At 67.0% G+C, this 17537-nt stretch carries 16 protein-coding genes; 11 read left to right on the top strand and 5 right to left on the bottom strand.

Features of this window, described 5'->3' with window-relative positions:
• Positions 1-22: 22 nt before the first annotated feature.
• Both NDB2M1_RS21025 and NDB2M1_RS21020 read left to right on the top strand, forming a co-directional pair.
• Positions 23-754: a tRNA (guanine(46)-N(7))-methyltransferase TrmB gene (locus tag NDB2M1_RS21025; protein WP_054121407.1), complete on the top strand. Its 732-nt coding sequence runs from the start codon at positions 23-25 to the stop codon at positions 752-754.
• A gap of 166 nt (positions 755-920) precedes the next feature.
• The gene (locus NDB2M1_RS21020; RefSeq protein ID WP_072384639.1) at positions 921-1469 is read left to right on the top strand and encodes a hypothetical protein; all 549 of its coding nucleotides are present in this window, start codon (positions 921-923) and stop codon (positions 1467-1469) included.
• Between the two features lie 18 nt (positions 1470-1487).
• Here the strand turns inward: NDB2M1_RS21020 and NDB2M1_RS21015 are convergent, their stop codons facing one another.
• On the bottom strand, positions 1488-3221 hold the full coding sequence (locus NDB2M1_RS21015) for a DEAD/DEAH box helicase (protein WP_143146864.1): 1734 nt from the start codon (positions 3219-3221) through the stop codon (positions 1488-1490).
• Positions 3222-3484: 263 nt separating this feature from the next.
• Between NDB2M1_RS21015 and NDB2M1_RS21010 the strand changes: the two genes are divergently transcribed.
• Positions 3485-5401 carry an alkyl/aryl-sulfatase gene (locus NDB2M1_RS21010; RefSeq protein WP_171955464.1) on the top strand — a complete coding sequence of 639 codons (1917 nt, stop codon included), beginning with the start codon at positions 3485-3487 and terminating at the stop codon, positions 5399-5401.
• A 9-nt stretch (positions 5402-5410) separates the two neighbouring features.
• Here NDB2M1_RS21010 and NDB2M1_RS21005 read toward each other — a convergent pair whose 3' ends face one another.
• The 4 genes from NDB2M1_RS21005 to NDB2M1_RS20990 all read right to left on the bottom strand — a co-directional run bounded on the left by NDB2M1_RS21005 (position 5411) and on the right by NDB2M1_RS20990 (position 10660).
• A complete protein-coding gene (locus tag NDB2M1_RS21005; RefSeq protein WP_072384637.1) occupies positions 5411-5860 on the bottom strand; it encodes a hypothetical protein in 450 nt (149 codons plus the stop codon).
• 44 nt (positions 5861-5904) lie between these two features.
• Positions 5905-7746 (bottom strand): AMP-dependent synthetase/ligase, encoded by a 1842-nt coding sequence (locus NDB2M1_RS21000; protein WP_072384636.1) that lies wholly within the window; start codon positions 7744-7746, stop codon positions 5905-5907.
• Positions 7747-7852: 106 nt separating this feature from the next.
• Positions 7853-9616, bottom strand: a complete 1764-nt coding sequence (ggt, locus tag NDB2M1_RS20995; RefSeq protein WP_072384635.1) for a gamma-glutamyltransferase — start codon at positions 9614-9616, stop codon at positions 7853-7855.
• A 12-nt stretch (positions 9617-9628) separates the two neighbouring features.
• A complete protein-coding gene (locus NDB2M1_RS20990; RefSeq protein WP_072384634.1) occupies positions 9629-10660 on the bottom strand; it encodes a quinone-dependent dihydroorotate dehydrogenase in 1032 nt (343 codons plus the stop codon).
• A gap of 422 nt (positions 10661-11082) precedes the next feature.
• Between NDB2M1_RS20990 and NDB2M1_RS20985 the strand changes: the two genes are divergently transcribed.
• Genes NDB2M1_RS20985 through NDB2M1_RS20945 form a run of 8 tightly spaced genes read left to right on the top strand, consistent with a single transcriptional unit; the run spans position 11083 to position 17521 of the window.
• Complete coding sequence (locus tag NDB2M1_RS20985) at positions 11083-11523, top strand: RrF2 family transcriptional regulator (RefSeq protein WP_072384633.1); 441 nt, start codon at positions 11083-11085, stop codon at positions 11521-11523.
• Positions 11520-13001, top strand: coding sequence for a Fe-S cluster assembly protein SufB (sufB, locus tag NDB2M1_RS20980; RefSeq protein ID WP_072384632.1), 1482 nt, complete (start codon positions 11520-11522; stop codon positions 12999-13001). Before NDB2M1_RS20985 ends, sufB begins: the two co-directional genes overlap by 4 nt.
• Positions 12998-14005, top strand: a complete 1008-nt coding sequence (locus NDB2M1_RS23260; protein WP_253185981.1) for a GNAT family N-acetyltransferase — start codon at positions 12998-13000, stop codon at positions 14003-14005. Before sufB ends, NDB2M1_RS23260 begins: the two co-directional genes overlap by 4 nt.
• Complete coding sequence (gene sufC / locus NDB2M1_RS20965; RefSeq protein WP_072384631.1) at positions 14005-14748, top strand: Fe-S cluster assembly ATPase SufC; 744 nt, start codon at positions 14005-14007, stop codon at positions 14746-14748. Before NDB2M1_RS23260 ends, sufC begins: the two co-directional genes overlap by 1 nt.
• Positions 14745-15122 carry a hypothetical protein gene (locus tag NDB2M1_RS20960; protein ID WP_072384630.1) on the top strand — a complete coding sequence of 126 codons (378 nt, stop codon included), beginning with the start codon at positions 14745-14747 and terminating at the stop codon, positions 15120-15122. The genes sufC and NDB2M1_RS20960 overlap by 4 nt, the downstream gene beginning before the upstream one ends.
• Positions 15115-15849, top strand: coding sequence for a SufD family Fe-S cluster assembly protein (locus NDB2M1_RS20955; RefSeq protein WP_072384629.1), 735 nt, complete (start codon positions 15115-15117; stop codon positions 15847-15849). Before NDB2M1_RS20960 ends, NDB2M1_RS20955 begins: the two co-directional genes overlap by 8 nt.
• Positions 15846-17057 carry a cysteine desulfurase gene (locus tag NDB2M1_RS20950; RefSeq protein WP_072384628.1) on the top strand — a complete coding sequence of 404 codons (1212 nt, stop codon included), beginning with the start codon at positions 15846-15848 and terminating at the stop codon, positions 17055-17057. The genes NDB2M1_RS20955 and NDB2M1_RS20950 overlap by 4 nt, the downstream gene beginning before the upstream one ends.
• Positions 17054-17521: an SUF system Fe-S cluster assembly protein gene (locus NDB2M1_RS20945; protein ID WP_072384627.1), complete on the top strand. Its 468-nt coding sequence runs from the start codon at positions 17054-17056 to the stop codon at positions 17519-17521. Before NDB2M1_RS20950 ends, NDB2M1_RS20945 begins: the two co-directional genes overlap by 4 nt.
• Positions 17522-17537: the final 16 nt, after the last annotated feature.

Here is a 17537-nt window from a genome sequence, read left to right as displayed (position 1 = left end):
GCGCTGCCAGAGGCGCCGCACCATGACCGCACACAAGCCGGGCGATCCGCTCACCATCAACCGCCTCTACGGCCGCGCCAAGGGCAAGCCGCTGCGCGCCGGGCAGCAGGCGCTGATAGACACCCTGTTGCCGCAGATCGCGGTGCCGGAAGAAGGCCCCGTCACGGCGCAGGTCCTGTTCGGCCATGATTGCCCGCTGCACTTCGAGATCGGCTTCGGCGGCGGCGAACACATGGCGGGCCGTGCGGACATGCTGCCAGATCACGGCTTTATCGGCGCGGAGCCCTTTCTCAACGGGGTGGCGCAGGCGCTGGTCCATCTCGATGGCGGGCGCGGCAGCGATGGCAGCGCCACCAGCATGCCTATCCGCAACGTACGCATCCACCACGGCGATGCGCTGGAAGTGCTGGCGCGCGTGCCGGACGGTGCGCTCTCGTTCGTCTACCTGCTGCACCCCGATCCCTGGCCCAAGGCGCGCCACGCCAAGCGGCGGATGATGAACGATGGCCCGGTCGATCTGATCGCACGCAAGCTGAAGCCCGGCGGCGAATTCCGCTTCGGCACCGATCACCCGATCTACTTGCGCCACGCGCTGATGGTCATGCGCCGCCACACCGACCGGTTCGAGTGGCTGGCGCAAAAGGCGGCGGACTTCCAGAAGCGCCCCGGCGGCTGGCCCGAAACCCGCTATGAGGCCAAGGCCCGCGCGCAGGGTCATGAGGTCTGGTACTTCCGCTACCGCCGCCGGTGCTGACGAGGCCCAGCGGCAGCGCCTGCCATGCTTTGCCAATCTTTCCCCAGATGGCCCGGGAGGAAGCGCATTAACCAATTAATCTCTTCCTAACCAGCCGGGCTTAGCTTGGGCTTCGACGCTGGACAGCAAGGGTTGGTCCGGCAGAGGAAAGCGCAGCGAGGGGCTTATGGCCACGACCACGACAACGCAGACCATTCTCACCGAGATGCGGGAGTTCGCCGGGTTTTCGCCGAGTGAGCAGCGTTATATCCGGCGTAGTCTCGATATCGGTCTCGGACGGCAGGATGCCTTCCGCCGGTGGGCGCGCGGGCCGGCCGAAGCGGCTTCGATCCGCACACAATACGTGATGTATCAGGATCTCAAGCTCCTCCGCAGCCTGTTGACCGCAGATGGCGAGGGTAGCGAGGCGGCGGGCCTTGAAGACCTGGAAAGTGTGATGGGCCCGCTGCTGCGGGTGACCACATTCGATCTCTCGCAGGGCCGCATCGAAAGCTTCTCGGCCTATCGCTTCCTCTATGAACGCCTGCTCGGTGCCGCAGTGCGACCCTGGCTCCCCGGCGCCTTTTGCGGGGCCGCCGCGCTGCCGCACATCCGCCCGGAACGTCGCAAGGAACTGCTGCAGTCGATCAGCGAGGCCGCGGCGACAGCTCCTGCCTGGTCAATGCGCGCGCCGCAGTTCTTTCCCGAATATGTCGAGATGGAAGACGCGGCTTGAGGGCCTTCGCAGGCTGACCTACTTGGCCCGGTCGGGCTTGGCGCGCCACGTGCCCTTGCGGTGCGGCTTGGGCGCTTCGGCCCGGCCCGGCGTGCGATAGGGCTTGGGCGCGTAGCCCGGCTTGCCTTCCCTGCGGTGGCGACGCGATTCCTCGCGGGGGGCAGCGTCCATCGGCAAGATCTCGAACTCGTCAGCCTCCTCGGCCGTGCGCCGCACTGCGTCCATGAAGCGCGCGGCGATCGCCGTCGGCACTTCGAACAGCGTTTCGCGCGCGGTGATCCGGATCGCGCCGATTTCGCTGCGGCTGACATGGCCGCGGCGGCACAGCAGCGGCAGGATCCAGCGCGGATCGGCGTTCTGGCTGCGCCCGATGTTGAGCCGCATCCACGTGCTCTGCTCGAAACCGGGGCGCGGCTCACGCGGGCCGGGCGGCGGACCGGCGTCGCCGCTGATCAGATCCTCGGGCTCCGGCAGCTTTGAACGGTGGACCTGCACCAGCGCGGCGGCGATATCTTCCGGGCTGCGTTCGGCAAGCAGGCGCTGGGCGAGCGCGCGGTCTTCCTCGGTCGCCTCGACGGGCGCGAGCAGCACCGACATCAGACGCGCTGAATCAGCTTCGCGGATATCGGCAGCGGACGGCACCGGCACCCAGCGCGCGGGAATACGCGCGCCGCGCAGCATCGCCTCGACCCGCTTGCGGCGCGGATATGGGACGATCAGCACGGCGGTGCCCTTCTTCCCCGCGCGCCCGGTGCGGCCCGAGCGGTGCTGCAAGGTTTCCGCATCGCGCGGGATTTCGACATGGACGACGAGGCTGAGCGAAGGCAGGTCGATCCCGCGAGCGGCAACGTCGGTCGCCACGCAGACGCGGGCGCGGCGGTCGCGCAGCGCCTGCAGCGCGTGGTTGCGTTCGTTCTGGCTGTGCTCGCCGGAGAGGGCGACCACCGCGAAGCCGCGCTCGGTCAGGCTGGCGTGGAGGCGGCGGACATTGTCGCGCGTGGCGCAGAACAGCATCGCGGTTTCGGCCTCGTGGAAGCGCAGCAGATTGACGACAGCGTGCTCGATATCGGCGGGGGCGACAGCCATCGCCTGATAGTCGATATCGCCGTGGCCGCGCTCTTCGGTAACGGTCGAAATGCGCAGCGCATCGTTCTGGTAGCGGCGGGCAAGCGCGACGATCGGCGAGGGCATTGTCGCGGAGAAGAGCAGCGTGCGGCGCTCGTCGGGCGTCGCGTCGAGGATCGCCTCGAGGTCTTCGCGGAAGCCCATGTCGAGCATTTCGTCGGCTTCGTCGAGCACGGCGACACGCAGCGCGGCCAGCTGGAGGGCGCCGCGTTCGAGATGATCGCGCAGGCGACCCGGGGTGCCGACGACGATATGGGTGCCGTGCATCAGCGTGCGGCGTTCGCGCGACGGGTCCATGCCGCCGACGCAGGTGGCAATTCGTGCGCCGGTCTGCTCGTAAAGCCACATCAGTTCGCGGCTGACCTGAAGGGCGAGCTCGCGGGTCGGGGCGATGACGAGCGCGAGCGGGGCGCCGGCGGGGCCGAGCTTGTCTTCACCGGCTAGGAGGTCGGCGGCCATGGCGAGGCCGAAGGCGACGGTCTTGCCCGAGCCGGTCTGCGCCGAGACGACGAGATCGCGGCCATGTGCTTCGGCTTCGAGGACGGCGGCCTGGACCGGGGTGGGGGCGGCATAGCCACGGGCTGCCACGGCGGCGCCGAGGGCGGGGGGGAGCTGGGAAAAGGGCATAGGACTTTCGGGGATGAATAGCGGGCCGGACTCGCGGTGGCAGCCTGAAAAGCTCGCCTCGCGCCGGGAGAAGCGCGCCCCATAGAACAATTCGCGGCGTTTGGCTTGTATTCTTTGCGAGGGGCCTTGCGATTTGCCTCCCCTTGCCAGCCGGTCTGCGAGCGGACAAGCTGGCGGGATAAGAATGGCTGGAGGGGATCGGGATGCTTTTTCGCGCGCGCATGATGCGGCTTGCTTTGGCGACGGCGGCATTTTTGCCTGGCTTGGCGCAGGCCGCACCAGCTGCCGATCCGGCGCTTTCGCCCAAGCCTGCCAGCGCGGCGACAGTCGCGGCGCAGCAAGCCGTGGCCGCCGCGCTGCCGCAGGAAGACGGGCGCGATGCAGCCTTTGCCGCACAAGGCTTCGTGGCAAGCGCCGCCGATCCGGTCATCCGCGATCCAGCGGGCAAGCCGGTGTGGAACGTCGCCGCCTATGATTGGGTGCAGGGCGCTGCGCCCACCAGCGTCAATCCCTCGCTATGGCGGGAGGTGGGGTTGCTCAAGCAGCATGGCCTGTTCGCTGTGGCCGACGGCGTCTGGCAGGTGCGCGGCTTCGACGTTTCGAACATGACCGTGATCCGTGGGGCAACCGGCTGGGTGCTGGTCGACCCGCTGACGACGAAGGAAACAGCGGCGGCTGCGCTGGCGCTGGTCAATGCGCAATTGGGCGTGCGGCCGGTTTCGGCAGTGATCTACAGCCACAGCCATGCCGACCACTTCGGCGGGGTGCGCGGGGTGATCGCCGAGGCGGACGTGGCGGCGGGCAAAGTGCAGGTGCTGGCCCCGGCGCATTTTGTCGAGGAAGCGGCGAGCGAGAACATCCTTGCCGGTGCCGCGATGGGGCGGCGCGCGCAGTACCAGTTCGGCGGCGGCCTCGTGCCGGGCGCGCAGGGGCAGATGGGGAGCGGCATCGGGCTGGGCGTGTCTTCGGGCACGATCACGTTGATCGCGCCGACGGACACGGTCGCTCGCACCGGCGAGACTCGGGTGGTCGATGGCGTGCCTATGGAGTTCCAGATCGTCTCGGGCAGCGAGGCGCCGAGCGAGCTCAACGTCTATCTGCCGGGGGCGAAAGTGCTGCTTTCGGCGGAGATGAGCACGTGCTCACTGCACAATATCCTCACTCCGCGCGGGGCGAAAGTGCGTGATACGCGGGCCTGGGCGGGCTATCTCGATGAAGCGCTGCGGCTTTATGGCGGGCGCAGTGATGCGGTGATCTCGAGCCACTGCTGGCCGCGCTTCGGGCAAGCGGAAGTGAGCCGAATGCTGGCAAGCCAGCGCGACAACTACCGCCTGCTCCACGATCAGACGCTGCGGCTGATGAACAAGGGGGAGACCCCGGCGGAGATTGCCGAAGATCTGGTGCAGCCCGCCGCGATTGCCGCCGACTGGTTCAACCATGGCTACTACGGCACCTACAGCCACAACGCGAAGGCGGTCTATCAGTTCTACCTCGGCTGGTACGATGCGGTGCCCGCCAACCTCAACCCATGGCCTGCGGTGGAGCGCTCGAAGCGGCTGGTCGCGGCGATTGGCGGCGGGGCCAAGGTGCTGGCGCAGGCCAAGGCGGCGATGAAGGCGGGCGATTACCGCTGGTCGTCGGAGCTGCTGAGCGCTGCGGTGTTCGCTAATCCTGCAGACAAGGCGGCGCGCGCCCTGCTGGCCGACAGCTACGAGCAGCAGGGCTATCAGGCGGAGAGCGCGATCTGGCGCAACCAGTTTCTTGCCGCAGCGAACGAGCTGCGCAACGGGCGGATCAGTTCGGCCACATCGAGCCAGAGCCAGGACATGATCGCGGCGGTGCCGACGCAGCTGCTGCTCGATTCGGTGGCGACAAGGATCGATCCGGCGAAGCTGGCGGGGCGTCACGCAGCAATCAACCTAGTGATGCCCGAGCGTAGCGAGACCGCGGGAGTCGAACTGACAGGCACCGCGATGCTGGCGCGGATGAGCGCGGCGAGCGGGCCGGCGGCGACGCTGACGGCCCCGCGCCGTCTGCTGCTCGGCCTGCTGTTCCTGAAACTGCCGCTGGCGCAACTGGAAGCGGCGGGGCTGAAGGTGGAAGGCGACCGTGCGGTGGTGGAAGCGTGGCTGGCCGCGCTCGATCCTATGCCGGGGGCGTTCAATATCGCCGAGCCTTGAAGGGGGGTGTCAGATCATCTTGGCGGTCAGGATGGACACCCAGACCAGCAGCGTCAGTCCTCCGCCAGCGATCGTCCAACGGATGGCAAGGCGCAGATAATGGGCCTGCGCGTCGATCGAGTGCACAAAGCTGGCAAACAGGCGCTGGCGCAGCGCGGCATCGCCTTCCAGCCCTTCGGCGTCGAATTCTTCGCCCAACAGCATGGCCCTGAGCGCGAGCGCGCAAGACACGATCAGCGGCGCCAGCCCGGCAAGGCTGGCAAGCACGAACAGTGGCTGACTATGCGCATCAAGCGCGAGCGGCGCGCCGGGGCTGGCCGAGATGGGATGCGTGCCGATGGTGATCATCAGTGCGTTAAAGCCCAGCATCGCGCCCAGCCGGACCGAAAGATCAAGATCGCGGTTCTCGAGGAACTCAAGATCGGCGATGAATCCTGGATCTGGTGGATCCCCTCGCATCTCGCGGAATGCGCGGAGGCGGGAGCGGAACGAGGTCGGTAGCGTCACGCTTTATACAGCGCGTCGAGCCTTGCCCCGTAGCGTTCCTTGATCTTGTGGCGGCGGATCTTCATCGAGGGGGTCATTTCCTCGTTGTCGATGGTGAAGGTCTCGTCTGCGAGGGTGATCTGGCGGACTTTCTCGATCACCGAGAGGTCCTTGTTCACGCGGTCCACCGCCGCACGCACCGCGCTGCGGAAGGCGGGGAGGTCGGACAGGGCGGCCATATCGTACTTCTCGCCCTGCGCGCGCGACCATTCCATCGCCCATTCGGGATCCGGGACGATTAGGCCGACGATGTAAGGCCGCTTGTCGCCCGAGACCATCGCCTGCGCGATTTCGGGCTGAAGCGTGAGCATGCCCTCGATCCGCTGGGGGGAGACATTGTCGCCCTTGTCGTTGACGATCATGTCCTTCTTGCGATCGGTGATCTTGATGCGACCCTTCTCGTCGAAGTGGCCGATGTCGCCGGTGTGGAGCCAGCCGGCATTCGGCCCGTCCTGCGGGATCGCGCGCAGCGTTTCGGCATCGTTGTGCCAGTAGCCGTGCATGACGAGTTCGCCGCGCACGAGAATCTCGCCGTCATCCGCGATCTTCACCTCGACCCCGCGCAGCGGCGGGCCGACGGTGTCCATTGCAAGGCCGACCTTGGGACGATTGCAGCTGACGACGGGTCCTGCCTCGGTCTGGCCGTAGCCCTGCAGCATGGTGAGGCCCATCGCATCGAAGAACAGGCCGACATCGGGATTGAGCGGTGCGCCGCCCGAGACGAGGGCTTTGAGGCGTCCGCCGAAACGCTGGCGGATCTTGGGGCGCAAGGTGCGCTCGATGAAGAAATCCATCGGTGCATCGATGATCCGGCGCAGGATGTTTGCCCCTTCGGCCTTGCGCGCGCCGATCGCGAGCGCGCGGGCCATCAGGTAGTTCGGGAGTTTGCCCTGCTTTTCGACCTGCTTCATGATCCGCGCGCGCAGCACCTCGAACAGGCGCGGCACGACGACCATAAGTGTGGGCCTGGTCTCCTCGATGTTGCTGGCGAGCTTCTCGAGTCCCTCAGCATAGTAAATCTGCGCGCCGAGACCGATGGGGAGGAACTGCCCGCCGGAATGCTCGTAGGCATGGCTCAATGGGAGGAAGGAGAGGAACACTTCGGTCTCGCGGCCAGTTGTGTCCCAGCTCAGGTCCTCGGCGACGACATGCGCCGCGCCGTCGACGTTGCAGAGGATCGCGCCGTGGTGCTGGAGCACGCCGCGCGGAGCGCCGCCGGTGCCGCTGGTGTAGATGATGCAGGCCGTATCGGCGCGGCCGATGGCAGCAACGCGCGCGGCAGCCGAGAGGCGCGCAGGCGCGGCGTCACCGCTGGTGAGGGCCGACCAGTCGTGGAAGCCGAGGCGGTCGGACTGGATGCGGCGGAGCGGCTCGATGCCGATCACATGCTCCACCCCGCGCGCGCTCAGGCAGGCGGCGAGCAACGGCTGGGCAAGCTTGGCGTTGGAGACGATCACCGCCCGCGCACCCGAGTTTTCCAGCACGTGGAGATGGTCGCGCTCGGTGTTGGTGACATAGGCGGGGACGGTGATCAGCCCGGCGGCCATGATCGCAAGGTCGGCGATGCACCACTCCGGGCGGTTTTCCGACACGAGGATGACGCGGTCACCCGGATCGAGGCCAAGGCCGCGCAGTGCCTCCGCCAGCAGGCAGACCTGGTCCGCTGCCTCGCGCCAGCTCTGCGATGTCCACGTGCCGCCGCGCTTTGCCCAGAGGAACGGACGATCGCCGAAGAACTCGGCCCGATCGAGGAACATGGCGACGAGATTCGGATAGGACGCGAAATCGGAAAGCTGCACGTTGCGGTGATCCCCTGCCCATGGTGCCCGCGCCCGCGGGTCACGTGTTTGGCCCGGAAACTAGGAGTGCCGTAGCGGAAGGGCAAGGTGGGCTGTGGATAGCGCCTCAAGGGGAGGCGGCGGCGCCTTCGCTGCGCGGGTCGGCGGCGCCCACCCAGTGGTTCTTGCCGTCCGCTCCCGGCACCCATTCGATGGCATTGGCCTTGAGGCGCATCGGGACGGCGACGACCTTGGCATGGCCAAGTGTTTGCAGCGCCGGAACCATGGCGGCAAGCGGAGTGCCTGCTTCCACCGCGAGCACGCCGCCCGGCGCGGGCATCACGATGCCTTGCGAGATGGCATCGCGCGCGGACAGGTTCCAATCGAGCGTGCCGATGATCACGCGGATCACCTGCGGCGGGATGGTATAGCCGCCCGCCGCGCCGGCGATCAGGCGCAAGTGGCCGTCGGGACCATAGATCACGACCGGACTCATCGAACTGCGCGGCCGCTTGCCTGCCTCGACGCGGTTGGCGGTAGGCTTGCCGTCGCGGTCAGGATCGAGGTTGAAGTCGGTCAGCTCGTTGTTGAGGAAATAGCCGCCGACCATGAGGCCCGAGCCGAATGCGCTTTCGACGGTCGCAGTATAGCTGGCCGCGTTGCCCCAGCGGTCGACGGCAGCAAAGTGGGTGGTTCCATGCTCGTCCACCGGGGCGGCCATGGCGAAACGATCGCTTGCACCGGCTGGCTTGCCGGGCGCGGCATTGTTGATGGCCGCGGTCTCCGAGATCAGCGCGGAGCGGGCGGCGAAATAGGCGGGATCGATAAGGCCGGCGGTCGGCACGGGCACGAAGTCGGGATCAGCCAGCCATGTATCGCGGTCGGCAAAGGCGAGCCGCTCGGCTTCCGCGATAAGGTGCCAGGCCTTTGGCGAGGCGGGGCCCATCGCCTTGAGATCGAAGCGCTCAAGCTCGCCCAGCGTTTGCAGCACGGTCACGCCGCCGGCAGACGGCGGGCCCATCGTGCAGACGCGGTAGACGCGGTAGCGGGCGCAGATGGGATCGCGGGGCCGGGCCTTGTAGGCGGCAAGATCGGCGGTGGACATCGGCGCGGGGTTGCGCGGCGCCGTGCCGACCTTGGCGGCGATCGCCTTGGCGTTGTCGCCCAGATAGAAGCTGTCGGCGCCGAGTGCGGCGATTTTCTCGAACGTCGCCGCGAGTTCAGGATTGCGGACGACGGTTCCGACCGGGAGCGGATTGCCGTCAGGTCCGAAGAACAGCGCGCGGCCTGCGGGGTCCAAACCGGCGATGTCGGACGCGAAGCCGAGCGTGTTGTTGAGGCGCGGGGTGATCGCGAAGCCGTCCCCGGCCAGCTTGATCGCGGGGCCGAACAGCACGCGCCAGGGCAGCTTGCCGTTGCGGGCATGGGCCATGGCGGCAAGGCGCAGGTTGCCTGGAACGCCGACGCTGCGCCCGCCGGGGACGGCATCGCTGTGGCTGAGGACCTTGCCATCAACCTTGAACCAGTCCGGCGTGGCGGCCGAGGGGGCCATTTCGCGCCCATCGAAGCTTTCAACCTTGCCTGCTTCGTCTGCCGTCACGAGGAAGCCGCCGCCGCCAATGCCGGAGCTTTGCGGTTCGACCACGGTGAGCGCGAGCATCATGGCGATGGCGGCGTCGGTCGCCGATCCGCCAAGGCGCAGCATTTCCGCGCCTGCCGCAGCGGCGCGGGGATCGGCGGCTGTCACGACGCCCGGATCTTCCGGCGCCTGCTCAGGAGTTGGGGCGAGCGCTGCGACAGGGCGCGCGGCGTTGGGCAACGGCGCGCACGCGCTTGCCAGCGATGCCACAGCGAGCGAGGTGAGCAGCGAGCGGGTGAGGCGGTTCTTCATCACCGCCAGTGCCTATTCGCTGCCGACCGCCTCGGCAATGCTGCTCATGCCCTCGGCGCGCACGCGTTTGGCCAGGCCATCAACGATGCGCCGGACCAGCCCCGGTCCTTCGTAGACCAGCGCGCTGTAGATCTGGATCAAGCTGGCCCCGGCGCGGATGCGGGCCCAGGCATCGTCTACGCTGGCAATGCCGCCGACGCCGATCAGCGGAATCCGGCCGGCAGTGGCGCTGCGGAAATCGCGCAGCACCTGCAGTGCCAGCGGACGCAGCGGTTCGCCGGAGAGGCCGCCTGCCTCGCCGGCCAGCGGCGAGCGCAGCGAAGGGCGGGTGATCGTGGTATTGCTGACGATCAGAGCATCAAGCCGCTTGTCGACCGCGATTCGGCAGATCGCATCGATATCGGTGGATGTGAGATCGGGGGCGAGCTTGAGGAACAGCTTGGTTGGCAGTGCACCGCGCGCCTCGATCACCGCATCGAGCAAGTCGGCCAGTGCCGCGGGATCCTGCAAGGCGCGCAGGCCGGGCGTGTTGGGCGAGCTGATATTGACCGTGAGATAGCTCGCCAGCGGGGCCATGATCCGCGTCATCGCGGCATAGTCGGCAATGCGGTCGACCGAATCCTTGTTGGCACCGATGTTCGCACCGACGACGCCGGGCCGGCCTTGCCGCGCGGCAAGTCGGCCTGCGACCACCTGGGCGCCGGCGTTGTTGAAGCCCATGCGGTTGATCACCGCATTGTCCTCGACAAGGCGGAACAGGCGCGGCTTGGGATTGCCTTCCTGCGGGCGCGGGGTGACCGTGCCGGCTTCGACAAAGCCGAAGCCAAGGCCAAGCAGCGCGTCAGGAACTTCGCCGTTCTTGTCGAACCCGGCGGCGATCCCGACCGGGTTGGGGAACACGAGCCCCGCGACTCGCTGGCACAGCAGTGGCTGCGGTGCGATGCGCCCACCGCGTGGTGCGGCTGCCAATGCGGCGATAGTCAGGCGGTGGGCAGGCTCGGCGGGAATGCGGAACAGCAATGGGCGGCAAATCGAATAGAGCATGCGCGAGCGTTTCCCTCCGGTCCGTATCCGCCTTAACGTTACGGATCACTGGTTCTATTGCCGCACCGGGCGGGCGCGCCAAGCCGCAATTGCAACCAATTTGTCGGTTAACCGCCAGTTAAGCATTGAATTCACTAGCCTGTTGCATGGCTGCCACCCATTTTGTCGAATCCGTACAATTCTTTGGCAGGCTGCTGATCTACCAGACTCGTGCGACCCGAAGGGCTCGGTGCAGCAATGCGGCCGAGTTCTCGACTTCATGGCGGCTCGTGCCCTGGCACGGCCGCCTTTTTTTGTGCCTCGCGCCAGAACGGGCATTTTTGGGCATGGTGCACCGCTTGCGCAGCACGCGCCCTTCGCCTAGATAACCGGAACAGATTAGTCCGATTTTGGATCGGGCGCCTTTCCGGGACAGTGCCGCAATGCGACTTTCAAGCATGGCCGACTATGCCGTGGTGACGATGACCGCCGCTGCCCGCCATTGTGGGCGCCACGCTGCGGGTGGGGCGCGCGTTTCGGCGCAGCAGCTGGCGGATGAGACCGGGCTGCCGGTGCCGACGGTTCAGAAGCTGGTCAGCAAGCTGTCGGCGGCGGGCTTGCTCAAGTCCGCGCGCGGGTTGGGCGGCGGGCTCAAGCTGGCGCGTCCGGCGGCGGCAATTTCGCTGGCCGACATAGTCGAAGCGGTCGAAGGCCCGATCGCGATGGCGCCCTGCAGCGTGCATGGCCGTCACGATTGCACCCTGGAAGCCGATTGCACCGTGCGCCCGCATTGGCCGCAGGTCGATGCCGCGCTGCGCGGGGCGCTCGCCGGTGTGCCGCTGACGCAGCTGGCAAGCCCGGTGGCTTCAGGGATTTCAGCATGAGCGAAGATATCGAGATCAAAGACCAGGCCGCGCGCGAGGCCGCGGCGCGAGTCGCTGACTACGAGCACGGCTGGTCGTCGGACATCGAGCAGGAATATGGCCCCAAGGGTCTGTCCGAAGACACCGTCCGTTTCATTTCGGCCAAGAAGGACGAGCCGGAGTGGATGCTCGAGTGGCGGCTCAAGGCCTATCGTCACTGGCTGACCATGCCGACGCCCGAATGGGCCAAGCTCAACATTCCCCCGATCGACTATCAGGAAGCCTATTACTGGGCCGCGCCCAAGGCCAAGCCCAAGCTCGGCAGCCTTGACGAAGTCGATCCCGAGATCCTGCGCATCTACGAGAAGCTCGGCATTCCGCTCGAGGAGCAGAAGGTGCTCGCGGGCGTCGAAGGCGCGCGCAAGGTCGCGGTCGATGCGGTGTTCGACAGCGTGTCGGTGGCGACGACGTTCCGCAAGGAGCTGGAGCAGGCGGGGGTCATCTTCCGCTCGATCAGCGAGGCGATCCGCGAATATCCCGAGCTGGTGAAGCGCTGGCTGGGCAAGGTCGTGCCGATGCACGACAACTACTTTGCGGCTCTCAATTGCGCAGTCTTTTCGGATGGCACCTTCGTCTATATCCCTGAGGGCGTGCGCTGCCCGATGGAGCTTTCCACCTATTTCCGCATCAATGCGGAGAATACCGGGCAGTTCGAGCGCACGCTGATCGTGGCCGACAAGGGGGCCTATGTCTCCTACCTCGAAGGCTGCACCGCGCCGCAGCGCGACGAGAACCAGCTGCACGCCGCGGTGGTCGAACTCGTCGCGCTCGACGATGCCGAGATCAAGTATTCCACCGTGCAGAACTGGTATCCCGGTGACGCCGAAGGGAAGGGCGGCATCTACAACTTCGTGACCAAGCGCGCGCTGTGCCAGGGCGCGCGCAGCAAGGTTTCGTGGACGCAGGTCGAGACCGGCTCCGCGATCACGTGGAAGTACCCCAGCTGCGTGCTCAACGGCGAGGAGTCGGTGGGCGAGTTCTACTCCGTCGCGGTCACCAACAACCACCAGCAGGCTGATACCGGCACCAAGATGATCCACAACGGGAAGAACACCCGCTCGACCATCGTCAGCAAGGGGATCAGCGCGGGCCACTCGAACAACACCTACCGCGGCCTCGTGCGCGTCGCCCCGCAGGCCGAGGGCGTGCGCAACTTCACCCAGTGCGATTCGCTGCTGCTCGGCGCGGACTGCGGCGCGCATACGGTGCCCTATATCGAGGTGCGCAACCCCTCGGCGACGATCGAGCACGAGGCGACCACGAGCAAGATTTCGGACGACCAGCTGTTCTACGCGATGCAGCGCGGCCTCGCGCAGGAGGACGCCATCGCGCTGATCGTGAACGGCTTCGCGCGCGAAGTTCTGCAGCAGTTGCCGATGGAGTTCGCGGTCGAGGCGCAGAAGCTGCTCGGTATTTCGCTGGAAGGTTCGGTTGGGTGAGCGATGCGATCACCCTTGCCGTGCGCCCGGTGACGTCGGCGGATGCGCCCGCGCTGGCCGACCTGCTCAACGCGGTTATCGCGGCGGGCGGGACGACGGCGCTGCAGGATCCCTACACGCCGGAAGCGCTCGATGCGGCCTATTTGACGGGGCCCAACGTCCACTGCTGCTTCGTAGCAGAGGATGAGGACGGCACGCTGCTCGGGTTTCAGACGCTGGGGCGCTATCCGGGACTTCCGGAGGATGTCGGCGATATCGGCACGTTCGCGCTGGTGGGCGGGACGCAGCGCGGGATCGGTTCGGCGCTGTTTGCCGAGACCTCCAAGCGCGCCGCCGAACTCGGCCTCAGCGCGATCAACGCGACGATCCGGGGCGACAATACCGGCGGTCTTGCGTTCTACACCAAGCAGGGCTTTGTCGATCATGGCGTGACCGAGCGTGTGCCGCTCAAGGATGGCACTCCGGTTGACCGCGTGCACAAGCGGTTTGCTCTGGCGGCCCCAGCAAAGCGCAAGCTTTCGCTGCGTTTTGGCGAGGCCGATGCGCCGACCCTGCAAAAGAAGGGGCACGGCTGGGCGATTTCGGAATCGCGGCTCGACGCCCTGCACGAGAGGGCGCGCGAGATGCGGCGCAACCCCAGCCCCGCGCAGGAAGCGCTGGCCGAGGCGCTGACCCGCGTGGAGACTGGCGGCTACAGCTTCAAGCGTCAGGCGGTGATCGGTTCGGCCATCGTCGATTTCGCGTGCAAGCAGCTGATGCTGGTGGTCGAAATCGACGGCGATGCCGATGCGGCGTTCACCGCCGCGCGCGACAAGAGCCTTGGCGAAGTGGGCTACCGCGTCGAGCGCATCGCGGCCGCCGATGTGCTCGCCGATCCCGATGCCGCCGCGCAGCGCGTTTCCGATGCAATGCGCGCGCTCCACACCGAACGCCGCGCCAAGCGGTCCGCCTCCACCAGATCCGGCGCGCGCCGCCCCGCGTCGCGCCGTCCCCGGGAATACTGATGCTCACGATCGACAATCTGCAGGCCACCGTGGCCGACAAGCCCATCCTCAAGGGCCTCTCGCTCCAGATCAACGCGGGCGAAATCCACGCGATCATGGGGCCGAACGGCGCGGGCAAGTCCACGCTGGGCTACACGCTGGGTGGCCGTCCGGGCTATGAAGTGACCGGCGGCAGCGTCGACTTCGATGGGCAGGACCTGCTAGCGCTCGAACCGCATGAGCGCGCGGCGGCGGGGCTGTTCCTCGGTTTCCAGTATCCGGTCGAGATCCCCGGCGTTTCCAATCTGCAATTCCTGCGCGAGGCGCTCAATGCCCAGCGCAAGGGGCACGGAGAGGAGCCGCTTTCGGGCGCGGCCTTCATCAAGCTCGCCAAGGAGCAGGCGGGGCTGCTGCGGTTCGATATGGACATGCTCAAGCGCCCGGTAAACGTCGGCTTCTCGGGCGGCGAGAAGAAGCGCGCCGAGATGGTGCAGATGGGCATCCTGAACCCGAAACTGGCGATTCTCGACGAGACCGACTCCGGCCTCGACATCGATGCGCTGCGCATCGTCGGCGAGGGGATCAACGCGATCATGCGCAAGTCCGACAAGGCCGTGCTGCTCATCACGCACTACCAGCGCCTGCTCGATTACGTGAAGCCGGATTTCGTCCACGTGCTGGCTGGTGGCCGCATCGTCAAGTCGGGCGGGCCGGAACTCGCGCTGCAGCTGGAAGAACAGGGATACGAGGCCGTGGCGGCATGAGCCTGCTGCTCGCCCTTGCCATGGCAGCGGACCCGGCGCCCGCTACCCCGCCTGCGGCCGCCATGCCCGCCGAATTCCTCGGCGAGTGGGCGCCCTCTGCGGCGGCCTGCGGCGACAAGTACGCACGGCGCATCGTGACCGCCACGATGAACACCGAAGGCGACTACTGGGGCGTGGTCAAGGCGGTCGAGACGCTCGGCAGTCGGCATATCCTGGTGCGTGAGGGTGACGACGATTTCGGCGTGGCACTGACGGCGGACTATGTGCTGAGCCCGGATGCGCGCATGCTGGTGCTCCACGTGCTGGAGCGCAATGGCGCCAAAGTTGCGGAAAGCCCGATCCCGATGGTGCGCTGCGAGGTGACCCGTGGCTAGTCTTGCTTTGCCGACGCGGGCCCACGAGGCCTATCGCTATGCCGATCTCGCTGCACTGGAGCCGCTGTGGCCGGTCGCGGTGGAGGAAATCCATGTCGCCGCTGGCGAGAGCGGGGCGCTGGCGATCACCGCAAATGCCGAAGCGGCTGAAGCGCGCGACATCGTGATCATGCTGGAAGAGGGCGCGAGCTTCGATCTGCGCGTGCTCAATGCCGGGCAGGCCTATGGCCGCATTGCCGTGACCGCAACGCTGGGCAAGGGCGCGTCGTTCCACTTCGGCGCCGCGCAGCTGGGCGGCGGGGTGCAGACGCTCGAGATCGTGACCGAAGTGCGCCACATGGCGCCTGATGCGGTGAGCCGGCAGGTCGTGCGCTCGGTGCTGGGCGGCCATGCAACCGGCACGTACCTCGGCAAGGTCCATGTCGCGCGCGGGGCGATCGGCACGGACGGCGAGCAGTCGATCCGCGCCATGCTGCTGGAGCGCACGGCGACGGCCAATGCGCGGCCCGAACTCGAAATCTACGCCGACGACGTGAAGTGCGCGCATGGCTGTGCGGTGGGTGAGCTCGATCCGATGGGCCTGTTCTACCTGCAATCGCGCGGCCTGCCGCCGTCGGAAGCGAAGAAGCTGATGCTCCATGCGTTCATCGCCGAGGCCTTTGTAGGCGCGCCGGAAGGTGAAGCGTTGACCGAAGCTGCGCTGGCGGCGCTGGAGGGCTTGCTGTGAGCACCGAAACCCTCACGCGCGCCGCCGAGTGGCCCGGCCTGCTCAACGCTGAAGGCAAGCGCTGGCACTATCTTGATACGGCTGCGACGGCGCAGAAGCCGCAAAGCGTGATCGATGCGATGACCCGCGCGATGGGCGCGGACTATGCGACGGTGCATCGGGGGGTCTACACCCGCTCGGCTGAAATGACGCTGGCCTATGAAGCCGCACGGCGGACCGTGGCGGCGCTCATTGGCGGGCGCGAGGATGAGCTGGTGTTCACCCGCGGGGCGACCGAGGCGATCAACCTCGTCGCGCAGACATGGGGCGTTTCCAACCTCCGGCCCGGCGACCGCGTGCTGCTTTCGCAGCTGGAGCACCATTCGAACATCGTGCCGTGGCAGCTGATCCGCGAGCGCACCGGCCTTGAGATCGACGTCTGTCCGCTGACCGAGGATGGCCGGATCGACCTCGATGCGGCGGAGCGGATGCTGACCCCGGCACACAAGCTGGTGGCTTTTGCGCATGTCTCGAACGTACTGGGCTCGGTGCTCGATGCACCGCGTGCGGTCGCTCTCGCACACCGTGTCGGTGCCAAAATCCTGCTCGATGGCTGCCAGGCTGCTGCGCGACTCCCGATGGATGTGACGGCGCTCGGCTGCGATTTCTACGTCTTTTCAGCGCACAAGCTCTATGGGCCGACCGGGATCGGCGCGCTGTGGGCGAAGAAGGACCTGCTCGATGCGATGCCGCCGTGGCAGGGCGGCGGCTCGATGATCGACCGCGTGACCTTTGCCGAAACGACCTGGGCTCCGGCCCCGCAGCGCTTCGAGGCCGGTACCCCGGCGATTGTCGAGGCGATTGCCTTCGGCGCGGCGGCGGACTTTCTCACCGGCCACGGCCTTGATGCCATCCATGCCCATGAAGCGAAGCTTGTGCGCATGGCGCGCGAGGCGCTCGGGCGGAACAATTCGGTGCGCCTGTTCGGCCCGGAAGACAGCGCGGGGATCGTCAGCTTCGCGCTGGAAGGCGTCCACCCGCATGATCTCGGCACGATCCTCGATGAGGAGAACGTGGCGATCCGCGCGGGCCACCACTGCGCGCAGCCGCTGATGGAGCATCTCGGGGTGCCAGCCACCGCGCGCGCCAGCTTCGGCATTTACAGCGATGAAAGCGATATTGCCGCGCTCGTGCGCGGGATCGAACGGACGATAAGGATATTCGGATGAGCCGGATCGAGATCGAGGAAGTCGAAGGCGTCGAACCGCCGCGCCGCGCGCGTGTGGAAGAGGCTGTGGAGACGCCCGCCGAAAAGCTGGAGCGCAAGCGCGACTATCTGGAGGGCTTTCTGGCCGAAAAGCCGGCCGATGCCGCGCCGGGCGAGCCGGGCGGCGAGATCTACGAAGGTGTGGTCGCCGCGCTGCGCGAGATCTTCGATCCGGAAATCCCGGTCAATATCTACGACCTTGGCCTGATTTATGGCGTCGATGTGAGCGACGAAGGTTCGGTCATGGTGACGATGACGCTGACGACGCCGCATTGCCCGGTGGCCGAGTCGATGCCCGCGGAGGTGGAACTGCGCGTCGAGGCGGTGCCCGGCGTGCGCGATGCCGAAGTGAATCTCGTGTGGGATCCACCGTGGGACCCGCACAAGATGAGCGATGACGCCAAGCTCGAACTTGGTATGCTCTGAACCGTACCTATCTAGG

The organism is Novosphingobium sp. NDB2Meth1 (genome assembly GCF_900117425.1).
GTDB lineage: Bacteria > Pseudomonadota > Alphaproteobacteria > Sphingomonadales > Sphingomonadaceae > Novosphingobium.
This window is presented reverse-complemented; position numbering and strand designations above follow the sequence as displayed.

Bases quoted from the DNA above. Each gene is read 5' to 3' on its own strand.
- NDB2M1_RS21025 (WP_054121407.1), top strand. From the start codon at position 23: ATGACCGCACACAAGCCGGGCGATCCGCTCACCATCAACCGCCTCTAC.
- NDB2M1_RS21020 (WP_072384639.1), top strand. From the start codon at position 921: ATGGCCACGACCACGACAACGCAGACCATTCTCACCGAGATGCGGGAG.
- NDB2M1_RS21015 (WP_143146864.1), bottom strand. From the start codon at position 3,221: ATGCCCTTTTCCCAGCTCCCCCCCGCCCTCGGCGCCGCCGTGGCAGCC.
- NDB2M1_RS21005 (WP_072384637.1), bottom strand. From the start codon at position 5,860: ATGCGAGGGGATCCACCAGATCCAGGATTCATCGCCGATCTTGAGTTC.
- ggt (WP_072384635.1), bottom strand. From the start codon at position 9,616: ATGAAGAACCGCCTCACCCGCTCGCTGCTCACCTCGCTCGCTGTGGCA.
- NDB2M1_RS20990 (WP_072384634.1), bottom strand. From the start codon at position 10,660: ATGCTCTATTCGATTTGCCGCCCATTGCTGTTCCGCATTCCCGCCGAG.
- NDB2M1_RS20985 (WP_072384633.1), top strand. From the start codon at position 11,083: ATGCGACTTTCAAGCATGGCCGACTATGCCGTGGTGACGATGACCGCC.
- sufB (WP_072384632.1), top strand. From the start codon at position 11,520: ATGAGCGAAGATATCGAGATCAAAGACCAGGCCGCGCGCGAGGCCGCG.
- sufC (WP_072384631.1), top strand. From the start codon at position 14,005: ATGCTCACGATCGACAATCTGCAGGCCACCGTGGCCGACAAGCCCATC.
- NDB2M1_RS20960 (WP_072384630.1), top strand. From the start codon at position 14,745: ATGAGCCTGCTGCTCGCCCTTGCCATGGCAGCGGACCCGGCGCCCGCT.
- NDB2M1_RS20945 (WP_072384627.1), top strand. From the start codon at position 17,054: ATGAGCCGGATCGAGATCGAGGAAGTCGAAGGCGTCGAACCGCCGCGC.